The 12912-nt window shown below is 40.9% G+C and carries 14 protein-coding genes; 8 read left to right on the top strand and 6 right to left on the bottom strand.

Annotation, left to right across the window (positions count from 1 at the left end; genetic code table 11):
• Positions 1–183: 183 nt before the first annotated feature.
• The 4 genes from J4856_RS01105 to J4856_RS01090 all read right to left on the bottom strand — a co-directional run bounded on the left by J4856_RS01105 (position 184) and on the right by J4856_RS01090 (position 3781).
• Complete coding sequence (locus tag J4856_RS01105; protein WP_172823696.1) at positions 184–339, bottom strand: hypothetical protein; 156 nt, start codon at positions 337–339, stop codon at positions 184–186.
• Between the two features lie 15 nt (positions 340–354).
• Positions 355–1245, bottom strand: coding sequence for an RluA family pseudouridine synthase (locus J4856_RS01100; protein WP_025839672.1), 891 nt, complete (start codon positions 1243–1245; stop codon positions 355–357).
• Between the two features lie 134 nt (positions 1246–1379).
• Positions 1380–1913, bottom strand: coding sequence for an HD domain-containing protein (locus J4856_RS01095; protein WP_065368007.1), 534 nt, complete (start codon positions 1911–1913; stop codon positions 1380–1382).
• Between the two features lie 89 nt (positions 1914–2002).
• Positions 2003–3781 (bottom strand): biotin/lipoyl-binding protein, encoded by a 1779-nt coding sequence (locus tag J4856_RS01090; protein WP_025839673.1) that lies wholly within the window; start codon positions 3779–3781, stop codon positions 2003–2005.
• 151 nt (positions 3782–3932) lie between these two features.
• Between J4856_RS01090 and J4856_RS01085 the strand changes: the two genes are divergently transcribed.
• The 6 genes from J4856_RS01085 to J4856_RS01060 all read left to right on the top strand — a co-directional run bounded on the left by J4856_RS01085 (position 3933) and on the right by J4856_RS01060 (position 8178).
• A complete protein-coding gene (locus tag J4856_RS01085) occupies positions 3933–4748 on the top strand; it encodes a hypothetical protein (RefSeq protein ID WP_025839674.1) in 816 nt (271 codons plus the stop codon).
• A 334-nt stretch (positions 4749–5082) separates the two neighbouring features.
• Positions 5083–5919, top strand: coding sequence for a MotA/TolQ/ExbB proton channel family protein (locus J4856_RS01080; RefSeq protein ID WP_025839675.1), 837 nt, complete (start codon positions 5083–5085; stop codon positions 5917–5919).
• Between the two features lie 124 nt (positions 5920–6043).
• On the top strand, positions 6044–6559 hold the full coding sequence (locus tag J4856_RS01075; RefSeq protein WP_025839676.1) for a hypothetical protein: 516 nt from the start codon (positions 6044–6046) through the stop codon (positions 6557–6559).
• Positions 6556–7101 carry an ExbD/TolR family protein gene (locus J4856_RS01070; RefSeq protein ID WP_025839677.1) on the top strand — a complete coding sequence of 182 codons (546 nt, stop codon included), beginning with the start codon at positions 6556–6558 and terminating at the stop codon, positions 7099–7101. Before J4856_RS01075 ends, J4856_RS01070 begins: the two co-directional genes overlap by 4 nt.
• Positions 7098–7574 carry an ExbD/TolR family protein gene (locus tag J4856_RS01065; RefSeq protein WP_025839678.1) on the top strand — a complete coding sequence of 159 codons (477 nt, stop codon included), beginning with the start codon at positions 7098–7100 and terminating at the stop codon, positions 7572–7574. Before J4856_RS01070 ends, J4856_RS01065 begins: the two co-directional genes overlap by 4 nt.
• Before the next feature lie 94 nt (positions 7575–7668).
• Complete coding sequence (locus tag J4856_RS01060) at positions 7669–8178, top strand: Lrp/AsnC family transcriptional regulator (RefSeq protein ID WP_025839679.1); 510 nt, start codon at positions 7669–7671, stop codon at positions 8176–8178.
• Positions 8179–8709: 531 nt separating this feature from the next.
• On the opposite strand, the gene J4856_RS01055 is transcribed toward J4856_RS01060, so the two are convergent.
• A complete protein-coding gene (locus J4856_RS01055; protein ID WP_083130825.1) occupies positions 8710–9069 on the bottom strand; it encodes an RsiV family protein in 360 nt (119 codons plus the stop codon).
• Positions 9070–9165: 96 nt separating this feature from the next.
• On the opposite strand from J4856_RS01055, the gene J4856_RS01050 reads away from it, so the two are divergent.
• Both J4856_RS01050 and J4856_RS13320 read left to right on the top strand, forming a co-directional pair.
• A complete protein-coding gene (locus tag J4856_RS01050) occupies positions 9166–10356 on the top strand; it encodes an IS256 family transposase (RefSeq protein ID WP_044081378.1) in 1191 nt (396 codons plus the stop codon).
• Positions 10357–10683: 327 nt separating this feature from the next.
• Positions 10684–10806, top strand: coding sequence for a hypothetical protein (locus tag J4856_RS13320; protein WP_262502761.1), 123 nt, complete (start codon positions 10684–10686; stop codon positions 10804–10806).
• A 374-nt stretch (positions 10807–11180) separates the two neighbouring features.
• On the opposite strand, the gene J4856_RS01040 is transcribed toward J4856_RS13320, so the two are convergent.
• Positions 11181–12803: an MFS transporter gene (locus J4856_RS01040; protein WP_065368006.1), complete on the bottom strand. Its 1623-nt coding sequence runs from the start codon at positions 12801–12803 to the stop codon at positions 11181–11183.
• Between the last annotated feature and the right edge of the window lie 109 nt (positions 12804–12912).

Here is a 12912-nt window from a genome sequence, read left to right as displayed (position 1 = left end):
ACAACTTGCGAATGCGTAAAAATTGGCTATTTTCTCAAACTTTACAAGCCCTTTGCCTACTATTTTGTAAATATAATTCAAACTTTGAAAGGTATGAATTTTGAACATCATCCCTAACTTTTCAGTTCTTAACTATTCTCCTTTTACTTTCTTTTAGCACATGAAGCAGTAAATACAGAACAGCTAAAGGATGTGTAATCCCATCAAAGCCCAATAGCCCACAACGAGAACAATAACAGCTATGATGATACGAAAGATACACCCTGTTATCTTCTTAATAAGGAAGATACCGATTACAAGAATAGCAAGTAAACCGATAAAATATTCTAGATTCTCCATTGGGGTTTTATGTAATTACTTGAATAAATGTCTAAACGTAGCAGGCACAGACGTCTCAAACTCCATGCGCTGATGTGTAACAGGATGATAGAAACAAAGTACGTAGGCATGTAAGCAGAGGCGATGCAACGGATCATCACCATTACCATACTTCACATCACCACAGACAGGATGCCCCATATCTGCTGAATGTACACGAATTTGATTCTTACGACCTGTCTCTAACTGATACTCAACAAGGCTGTGCGCTACCGTACGATCAAGTACATGGAAATGTGTAACGGCATATTTTCCACCATTATCCACTGGCGAACTATAAGTTACGTATGATTTATTATCCTTTAACCAATTGGCTATTGTACCCTCATCATGCTCCATCTCTCCACTGACTACAGCTACATAACGACGGTCGTAAACAATGTTATGCCAATCATGCTCCAACAACTGTTCTGTTTGCATGTCCTTAGCGTAAATCATCAATCCTGATGTGTCACGGTCAAGACGATGTACAACGTGTGCTGAACATTTCTGCTTGGTCTTACGAAAATAATCATCAAGAACCGTCTTCACATTCAACGAAGAATGACCAGCTGCCATCGAAAGAATACCGACATTCTTCTCAATCACAAGCAAGTATTTATCTTCATAGACAATCTTCACATAGCGACTACGGAAGAGATCGTTCTTCTTGCTCTTGCTAACAGATATCTTGTCGCCAGCCTTCAGTGGATGGTCAAACTGTGTAACGCACTTACCATTCACCTTGATACCACGATTCTGTAGCGTTGCCTTAACCTTACTCTTACTCTCATTCAGGTTAGCCAACAACCATTCAAGCAACGGAGCGGGGGCCGTCACCTTATAATGCTTATATTTTTCTTCTGTATATGGGTTCTTTCTTATCATACTACAAAAGTACAAAGAAATAATGATTAAAACTATTACACACCTAACAAATCAGTCGAATGACCTACGACAGAGATAAAACAGCTGACATATTGCTTTCCTATAATAAGGTTGTTAATACGCTCAATGCCGTTTTAGAATATCTTAACCCACTCACGAAAGCGTGCAACACCTTCTTCGCCAAACTTGGAAAGACTTGCTATTGCTTGCTCTATCGTCTTCTCTTCATCAAGATGAGACTTGGAAAAGAACTTATCAGCATAACATATTATCTTCTCTTCCATTGTTTCAGGGAGAAAATCTTGTTCTGGAAGTGGTAGCTTTTGCGCAATGATTTGGCTACGAGTGATACCCGCTCCAGTATGACGTTCACAAACGCGAGCATGTTGAGGGAAGCCTTCTGCACGCAACATCTCTGCACCAATACGACCATGACAGATATAAGGCTCAGTGCCGAAACATTGTATACCTGGAGCATTGCAACGAACAATACCTATATCATGCAGCATAGCAGCCTCCTCTATAAACTGACGGTCAAGCGATAACTCTGGATGACGATCAGCTATAGCAAGTGCTTTATCCGCTACAGCTCTGCTATGAACAAGGAGAATATGACGGAGTTCGTTATCCTCAGGATAATATTTATTGATAATTGCTTGGTAATCCATATCACGAAAAAAGCCACACCTCCTCTCCCAGTCGGCTTACACCGCCATGAATGAGGAGCCGTGGCCCTATCATTTATAATACTGATTCTTTATTCTTCGTGTGCTCTCTCGATGTAAGCGATAACGTCGCCCTTGTCTACCTTAGCACCCTGCTTAGCGTTGATCTCCACTAACTTACCACCAAGGGCAGCAGGAACAGTTACGAACTCGCCCCAAGGAGCCTGAACGTAGCAGAATACATCACCTTCTTTATACTCCTTACCGATGAATGGTTCGATAGCTGGAGCAGCCTCACCATCACCTTGGAATTCCCAGAAGAGCTGACCCTTAACAGGAGAAACGATAGCATCAGCCTTAGCATGCTTGAATGCTGCTGCCTCCTCTGGGCTTACCTTTGCACCGAGTTTAGCATCCTTTGCTGCCTGAAGGTCAGCAAGGAAGTTCTTCTTAGCCTGTCCGCTCTTATAGTTACGGTACTGCTCTGGGTGCATAGCCAACTCGAAGAGTTCCTCATCATCCTGTCCGTAATCCCATCCGTTCTCATCCATTTCCTTACGGAAGTCGTCGAGAGCGTTTGGAAGTAAGGTGTGAGGATCGGCATCAGTGAACTCAAGACCCTTCTGCTTAGCAAGGTCTTTCAACTCCTGACATATCTCACCAGGAACACGACCACTCTTACCAAGAATCATACCCCACATAGAATCGTCCATCATTACGAAGCGACCCTTACCCTGCTCAAGAGTGAGGAGGTTCATAAGGGCAATGTTCTTTGTATATTGTGAGAATGGAGTTACCAATGGAGGATAACCTACGCGTGGCCATACATATGCCACCTCATCGAACAACTTAACGAGCATATCATCTACTGAAAGCTCTGGTTCGCCCTTCTTCTTGCGGAGGTTATTAATAGTAGAACGAATACCACCAAGGTCAGCCATCATAGAACCCATCATACCACCAGGCAAACCACACTCAAGGAGCAATGAACTCATAATCTTGTTCTGTGGGTTGATGAAGTAGCCGAGCCATTCATCAATGAACTCCTGAGTCATAGCACGAGCCTTCATGTAGGCATCCATGTTGATTTCTGGTACATCAAAGCCAGCGTTCTTCAACATGCTCTGTACAGAGATAACGTCTGGGTGTACCTTACCCCATGACAATGGCTCAATAGCAACATCAAGAATATCAATACCATTCTTAGCTACCTCAAGCATAGAAGCCATTGACAAGCCAGGACCAGAGTGACCATGATACTCAAGAATCACGTCTGGATGCTTCTCCTTAATGCGACGAGTCAACTCACCAAGGAATGCAGGCTGACCGATACCAGCCATATCCTTCAAGCAAAGTTCCTCTGCACCAGCTGCAATTTCCTCATCAGCCAACTTGCAGTAGTACTCAATTGTATGAACAGGAGAGGTAGTGATACAGAGTGTACCCTGTGGAGTCATACCAGCTTCCTTAGCCCACTTCAATGCAGGCGCAATATTACGAATGTCGTTCAGACCGTCGAAAAGACGAGTGATATCCACACCCTGTGCATGCTTTACACGATACATCAATGCACGAACATCATCAGGAACAGGATACATACGCAAAGCGTTCAGACCGCGGTCAAGCATGTGAGTCTTGATACCAGCTTCGTGCAGAATCTTAGTATAAGCACGTACTGACTCATTAGGGTTCTCACCTGCCAAAAGGTTTACCTGCTCGAAAGCACCACCATTGGTTTCTACACGTGCAAAACAGCCCATCTCAACGAAGACTGGTGCGATACGAACTAACTCATCCTTACGTGGCTGGAACTTACCAGAGCTCTGCCACATGTCTCGATAAATGAGACTGAACTGAATTTTCTTTCCCATATATATTTTTGTATATATTTTCTGTTGTTATCTGAAAAGAGATTGTAACATGCAATCTGACCTGCAAAATTAGATAAAAATTTCCAAAAAACGACTGACTGATAATATTTTTTGCAATAATTGACTAACTTTGCAGTCTAAAAGTAAGCATATGAAGAATTTGGTTTTCCTTCTTATTGGTTTTATATTACTACTCCTTACAGGTTGCTATAATCAAGTGCCAACAGGAAATAATAGTGCAATTGACGTTGAGGTTCAATTAAAAGGGGACAGCACACGCTATGGACTAGCATGTGACGGCTGTTCCGACTCTATCATTGTTCTCTTACCGAATGAGGGAGGTGACCCAATAAAGTTTGATATCGTGACAGCTAAACGTAACGGCATGGTCTATGGCAACCCACAGATTGGTGATGCCCTAGCTATTGTGCCAAATCCAATAGACTCACTTGAAGCTGTAATGGTTATTGATCTCGAGCAGATGAAGGGTACTTGGACATTTCAGGTGTTACCAAAGCTGAAACCTAATCCAACAAAAACGGACGAAGAGATACTTGCTGAGATGAGTGATTCGATGAAAAAAGCACTTTTCATACCACGTGAATATGGTTTTACACTAAAGAGTTATAACCAGGCATCACCTGTGGGTTATATCATGAAAGCCAACTCGTTAGAGGATGAAAGTCCTGTTGAATATCCAAAGGTAACGGTTTATACAAGTTGGCATATCTTCAATGGCAGGTTGTACATCTATAAAGACACGATTGACGAACAAGGGCATCGTATCCCACAAGACTCAGTGGGCTTTGATTCTGGCTCCATGCGTTATCTGTCAGCTGACTCAATGGCTGCCCTCTTCGGTAAAAAAGTTATGCAATATCACCGAAAGAAAAATGCTTTAGAGGCAAATAAAGAAGCTCAAAAGGCTGAAGAGCAAAAATCAACGACAATGGATAATAAACATTAACACAATGATTCTTATCAGTTAGAAGTTCTCCTACAATGCGTTGAAACTTCATTGATTATGCAACAAGTTAAAAAGCAAGGAGAACTTTGTTTAAATAACTTGAAACCAATCGTCGCCACGACTTACCAGACATGAAAATATATTATTCAAATGATAGCAAATCTTTTTCCGTCATTAAAAGTATAAAGATTTGGCTGTTATTACATTTTTATATACCTTTGCACGGATTAAGCAGATACAAAAAGGAGGATAAGTTTGCTTTAGTTTGATTCGTCTTTAATAACCAAAAAGCAATAAGGCTTTTATAAAAAGGAGACCATTATAGGTTTTTAATATGAAGAAATTAATTGCATTGTTTTCATTCATAACAATTCTCACATTCTTTAGTTCATCACTCGTTTCTGCACAAGCACCTTCTGCAGCGGCTACAGCAACAGCAGATACACTATCCGATGCAGCATTGAATGATACTGGTGTTGCAGACACAGCAACAGTAAAACCAACCGCAGAAAAAGATGCAAGCTTCCATCAATCCTTAAAACAAAAGTTCATTGAGGGTAATGCTGGCTTCATGTCACTCGTGGCGTTAGCCCTAGTGCTGGGTTTGGCTTTTTGTATTGAACGTATCATCTATCTCAGTCTTTCTGAAATTGATGCAAAACGATTCGTTGGAAAACTGGATGATATGATTGTTGCGGGTGAGATTGAACAAGCAAAAGCACTCAGCCGCAACACACGCGGACCAGTAGCATCTATCTGCTATCAAGGTTTGCTACGTATTGACGACTCAATAGAAAACATCGAGCGTAGCATCACCTCATACGGAAGTGTTCAAAGTGCTAACCTCGAAAAGGGCTGTTCATGGATTACGCTTTTCATAGCCATGGCCCCATCACTTGGTTTCCTTGGAACTGTTATCGGTATGGTGATGGCATTCGACCAGATTCAAGAGGCTGGCGACATCAGTCCAACTATTGTAGCATCGGGTATGAAAGTGGCATTGATTACTACAATCTTTGGTATCATCGTTGCACTTGTTTTGCAAGTATTCTATAACTACATCCTCTCAAAGATTGACCACATTACAGCGCAGATGGAAGAATCAGCCATCTCTTTGTTAGATGCAATAATGAAATATAAGTTGAAAGCAAATCAGAATAGCAATTCATAATGCCGAATTCAAATTCAACGATTATGATTACCAAGTCCAACCGCTAATGCTTTAAATGTTATGGACTTGCAAAGTCATCATAATTATGATTCTGATTTATGAATTCTGAATTAAAACAGGTTGTATGAAAAAAATAAAAGGAATAGCAAAGATGGACGAAGAACGAATCTCACAATGCGTTCTCTACTTGATAGTAGCCCTATCAGCCATTGTCTTCTTGGCATTCTATCTTATTGGCTATGACGTACCCTATTCAGCTGACGCATCCTTCAATGCGCCAATGCTTACCGATGTTTTGCTTGGATTTATGTGGGGATTGCTGACCATCGCTATCATAGCGTCAATCATTGCTGTCATTCGTGGTATTCAAAGTGCTACCCGGAGCGAAGGAATTACAAATGGTATTCCAGCGAAAAAGATAACCTATATCACCTATGGTGCAACAACACTCATCTTAGTCTTGACTTTTATCTTCGGTTCTACACAGATGATGATGGTCAATGGACAAAAGTTTACAGATAGCTTTTGGCTCCGCATGACAGATATGTTTATAAACAGTTCATTACTTCTCCTTGTTATCGCTGCAGGAGTGGTTGTCTTCGGAGCAACACGCTATTATAGAAAGGGACATGGAAAATGATGTTTCGAAAGAAAGAACGACGCAAAGTTCCTATACTAAATACTACGTCAACAGCAGATATCTCGTTTATGCTGTTGATTTTCTTCCTTGTTGCCTCATCTATGGATCTCGACAAAGGACTATCACGTCAGTTACCAGCGATTGACAAGACAAAAACACCACCAACTGCTGTCGACAGCAAAAAGGTTATCCGCCTTGTTATTGACGCCAAGAATCAAGTAACACTAGATGGCAAGTCTGTAACGATGAAGGAAATTCTACAACGTGCGACACAGTTCATCCAGACAAATGGAAAGGCACATCTCATCCAGTTGCAGAGTGACCGCAACGCATCATACGATACCTATCTACACGTACAAAACCAACTTGTAGCGGCCTACAATACTCTTCGTAACCAACGTTCGCTCAATCTTTTTGGTAAGAATTTTGAACTATGTAGCTACGAACAGCAGAAACAGATTGCCGATGAAATACCTGTTCGTATTTCAGAAGTCTATATTGCTAGTAAGATTGACAACGCAGAGGAAGGAGGTACAAAATGAAACTTTATCGTGGTAGGAATCATGAAATTCCTACGTTGAACACAGCATCACTACCCGACCTTATCTTCTCTATCCTCTTCTTCTTCATGTTGGTTGTTCACATGAGGAAGGCCACTGTACACGTGAAATATCAAGTGCCTATGGCTACAGAACTTTCACGAATGTACAACAACTCAAGCATTCAACATATCTATATCGGTCGGCCAATCAATAAACTTGGGAAAGTTGAAAGCAACAAGATGGTTGTTCAGTTAAATGACAACATCACTACAATCCCAGAGATTAAAAAATATTTAATACAACTTTCTGCCGTTTTACCACCTGAGCAACGCAAACAACTCAGCGTGAGCATCAAGGCTGACCGCCATGCAGACATGGGTATGATAATGGATCTTAAACAAGCGCTGAGAGAAGCTAATGTGTTGAATATCAACTTTACAGCAACAATGAGTAGAGATAATAAATTGAAATAGATTATAAAGTTGTAATTTGATGTAAAAAACTTGTTTTCATTTTGCTTATTGGAAGTTTTTTAATACCTTTGTAAACAAAAATAAATTAGAAATAATGGCACATAGAAGTTTAGATCGTCTTGATAAGAAGATTCTGCACCTCATCTCTGAGGATGCACGAATTCCATTCCTTGAAGTTGCACGTGCTTGTAATGTCAGTGGTGCAGCCATTCATCAACGTATTCAGAAGCTAACAAATCTTGGAGTAATAAAAGGTTCACAATTTATTATTGACCCTGAGCGCATTGGGTATGAGACCTGTGCCTTCATTGGATTGAACCTTAAGAATCCAGAAAAGTTTGACGATGTTGTAGAAGCTTTGCGTCAGATTCCAGAAATTGTAGAGTGTCACTATACTACAGGTGAGTACGACCTCTTCTTGAAAATCTACGCATATAACAACCATCACCTTATGTCTGTCATTCACGATAAGTTGATGCCACTTGGTCTATCACGCAGTGAGAGTTCTATCTCTTACAATGCTGTTATCGACCGCACCTTGCCTATCGAGGGTATGAAGGTAGATGACATCGTTCTGGAGGATGAAGAAGAGGAAGAAGAGTAAAACAACTATCTACTTATTATCTATAGTGTAGAAATAAACAAAGTCCTTCACAAAGGATTATCATACGAAGAGACCCGCACAATGATTGTGCGGGTCTCTTCGTATTCATATTATCAACTTGTGTAAAAACATTTAACAAGTTCCGTGGTTATCCCGCAGTCCATTTATTCTATTGGCTCTATAACGAATCGTCTGGGTAATTCGTCATAGAGCATAAATTATTGTTAAAAGGTATAGCCTCCAACTAGACACAACTCCAGATTGACCTTCATTTTAATATGCTTAATTCACATTAAATCCCTACCCTTCCATATACAGCAATGGTGCTAACCCTTCGCACATATGGTGCATACCATCCGCACCATTAGTGTTAAGCACCCGCACCAAACCGATGGAATATCAACACACAACCCACATGATTCGTTATAGAACCACTATTCCATTCAAAGAAAGGAATTGTTTGTAAAAAGGGTTTATAAAAAGTCCTTTTCAACTTAAAAGCCAAAAAGTAATCAATTCGACTCACAGAAATTACTTAATTCCTGCAAGGCGTTGTGCCTCAGGAGAAAGGAACTTTTCTATCTTACTATAAGGAACCGTAAAGGTAGGCATTCCAATCGCATACGGACCAATCTCATATTGTCCATAAACAAAGACAACACCTTTCGGAGAAAGATAAACCTCATCCTTAGGCAGCGGGATAATCCCCTTCTCAAGAAAGAGTCCCTCCATATCCTCTTTGACACGACTACTTACATTATGCGTACCATTATCCTCTTCACAACTTCTAAAATAACTTTCCACGCCAGCTCTGAGGATAGGTTGTAGTTCCTTAACATTATTCACTTTCAAGATATTACGCAGCATAGCACCCGTCTTCGACGATGTCATATCAACTGTGTCAACGGCTAACACAATAAACTCATATAACCGCTGTTATATCAGCATACTTAGATTTAGCAAATGACACAAGACGAGTACGCCGAGATGTTGTCTCAGGCAAAAGAACAGTTCAAACAAGGTACTCCTTTGTTTGGTAAGGATGGTGCATTCCATCGTGTATTGGAAGATTTCCTCAATTCAGCTCTCGAGTGTGAGATGGACTCTCACCTTTATAACAGTAAGACATCCACAAAGATTAATCGCCGTAACGGCAAGATGTCCAAGGAGGTTCAGACAGAGTATGGTCCTGTAGAAATAGATACTCCACGTGACAGAGAAGGGAGTTTTACCCCTGAGATTATCAAAAAACGACAGACGATATTAGCAGAAGGTTTGTCCGATAAGATTATCAGTCTTTATGCTACAGGTCAGAGCATGTCTGACATAAGTAAGTTCCTTGAAGAGAACTATGGTACCAAGATATCCAAAGAGACAATAAGTAACATTACGGACAAGGTCTGGCCTGAGATAAAAGCCTGGCGCACACGCTCTTTGGAAGAAGTCTATCCGATAGTTTGGATGGATGCTATCCATTACAAGGCACATGACGACACGGGTGCTACAACATCTCGTGCAATATATAATGTCATTGGTGTTGACAAGGAAGGACATAAAGATCTTCTGGGTATGTATGTATCTCATAGCGAGGGCGCTAACTTCTGGCTCAGCGTACTTACAGACCTTCAAAACAGAGGTGTCAAAGACATTCTTATAGCTTGTGTAGATGGCCTTACGGGCTTCCCAGATGCCATCCAGAGCGTATTTCCTAAGACGGATGTACAGCTATGTATTGTACATCAAATCCGTAACTCAGTGAAGTATGTCGCCAGCAAGAATCAGAAGGAGTTCCTAAAGGATTTGAAGATGGTTTATGCTGCACAAACTAAGGAGAAAGCAGAGATAGAACTCGATAATTTGGAGAAAAAGTGGGGTAAGCAATATCCTATCGTCATCAAGTCGTGGCGTGACAAGTGGGATAACCTCTCACACTATTTTGACTATACGGAACCTATCAGACGTATCATGTATACTACCAACATTGTAGAAGGTTATCATCGTCAGATACGTAAGGTAACAAAGACAAAGGGAGTTTTCCCAACTGACGAAGCTCTCTTCAAACTCGTATATCTTGCCTATCGTAACATCAAAAAGAAATGGACTCAGCCATTGCGAAACTGGGGCCAGACAGCCCAACAGTTCGCTATAAAGTTTGGCGACCGCTTCCAATTATTATAGGTTCATGAAGTTAGGCATCCGGAAATTAGGCAGTTCAAAAATACTGTCGTATCTTTGCAACACCAAGAGAAGATGCGATGGTTTATACCACCAGCAAATTAAAAATCAGGCTGGGCATCGAGCCCAGCCTGATTTTACCAAGAGAAAGACTGCTCCGGTTTGCCCATCAGCATTACTCATGCTCCTAAAGAAATGAAGCCAATGACACAGTTCAGATGACGTACCCTATACATATGATAAAAATAAATGGTCATTGCACAATGAATACTCCACTACTATGTCTATTAATATGAGATGACTAATGCCAGTAACGAGGGGTTTTAAGATATGAAGAAAAAGAGATTAGATTATTGGAAATCACCAATACCAAGTGGAATGTATGGGGTTATAATGCGTGATATAGCTCCTAAAAATAAAGCAGACTTCGATTATTATATAAAGCATTATTAAGATGGTTTCTTTGATTATAATGAATTTGATTCAAAACCTTTAGGGGGAGCCTATATGTCACCCCTGCACTTTTTGGTCTCTCAAAAGAAGGAGGATACACATGATACCATTCTTTTAAGAAAACGTATTTTATTTGGTGTCCAGCAACAAAAAATTGCAAAATGAGCCATACGACACATTCTCACACAATATCCAACTTCCATTATCTAACACAATTAAACATCATTACCTAACACCCTCACATGAAAAAGTCCTCACAAGTAAATAAATACTAGTGAGGACGATCCAATAAATATCTTTATTCTGAAGAACGGCTTACATGTACACCATTATAATATGAAATAATGGAACCTGCATCCTATCCCACAGCCTTACTATGCCTTGATATTTGGTTCTTCCAAACCAAGGTGACGCTTCTTATCTACAACCTTCAAAGTAAGACCAATAACAAGAGCAATCACACCCAGACCAGCAAGCATAATCAGCGGAGCCGTATAGTTGAGCTGTGTTGGATCAGTAACACCTACGTTTGTCTTATCAAGTACCTTACCAATAAGGAGTGGGAACAGCCACAAACCGATGTTCTGAATCCAGAAGATAAGTGCGTAAGCAGAACCGATAATCTTTGCATCTACAAGCTTTGGAACACTTGGCCACAATGAAGCTGGTACAAGTGAGAAAGAAGCACCGAGAACGAGGATAGTTACATAAGCTACGATAACACCGCCTACCTGACTTGACTTGAACTGTGGAAGAACAAAGGCAAATGTAAGGTGACAAACTATCAGAAGCAATGAACCCAACACGAGCATAGAGGCTGCCTTACCCTTATGGTCAACATAACTACCGAGAATTGGAGTAATACCTACTGCGAGCAGTGGGAACACAGCAAAGATTGACTCAGCAGACTGACGCATATAGCCCATATAGCAGTAAACGACAAGGCTCAAAATAGACAAGCAGAGCATAGAGTTCTTCAAAGCCTTATTCTTCATGAAGTTGAACATGAAAGCAGTTGCTGCTACAACAAGCATAATAACGTATTGAACGATTGTCACACTTGAGGAAGCCCAGAATGAATCTGCAGGAAGTTCATGGAAAGTAAGGTTACACTGAAGCATATTTACAGCGTACTTTTGGAATGGGAAGATAGCTGAGTAATAAAGCACACAGAGCAATGCTACAAGCCAGAATCCCATACTTGAAAGAATCTTACCGAGGTCGCTAATCTTAAATGGATCGTCTTTCTCCTCAGCCTCACCCGTCTGTGAGTCGAGTTTCTTATCCATAAAGAAGTAAACGATGAACATCATTAGTGCAATACAGATAAGGACAACACCAAAGGCTACCGAACGAGATACATCAATACTGCCACCAAACTTTGCAAAGAAAGGAGAGAATATCATACAGGTAGCAACACCAAGACGTGCCAAAGCCATCTCTGAACCCATTGCCAATGCCATCTCACGCCCCTTGAACCACTTCACAATACCACGAGAAACAGTGATACCTGCCATCTCTGTTCCACATCCAAATATCATAAAGCCACAAGCAGCAACCTTAGCTGACGCTGGCATACCCTCATAGAAAGGAGAGACACCTAACTGCTCAAAGATAGGAATGTGGTTTAGATTGTTAGTAAACCATACGTCAAGTGCACTACCAGCAAAGCTATCACTGATAGCGTAATACTTAATCAAAGCACCTGTTAACATCACTGCACCAGAGAGAATAGCAGTGAAACGAACGCCCATCTTGTCGAGGATGATACCTGCGAAGATGAGGAAGAACACGAAGACATTAAGGAATGTCTCAGAACCTTGCATAGTACCGAAGGCGGTTGAGTCCCAACCTCTCTGCTCCTGCATTAACTCCTTAATTGGAGAGAGGATGTCAACAAAGATGTAGGCACAGAACATTGCCAGGGATAAAAGGAGGAGAGCCGTCCAGCGCATTGCTGCTGAATCTCTCAGTGTTGTTTGAATTTTATCAGTCATGATGAATTTATTAGTTAACAAGTTTACGAGTTGACAAGTAAACGAGTTATTTGTTATGGTATAAGTTAAAAGTGAACAAGTTTACGAATTGACAAGTAAACGAGTTAAT

This window comes from Prevotella scopos JCM 17725 (genome assembly GCF_018127785.1).
In the GTDB taxonomy this organism is placed as follows: domain Bacteria; phylum Bacteroidota; class Bacteroidia; order Bacteroidales; family Bacteroidaceae; genus Prevotella; species Prevotella scopos.
This window is presented reverse-complemented; position numbering and strand designations above follow the sequence as displayed.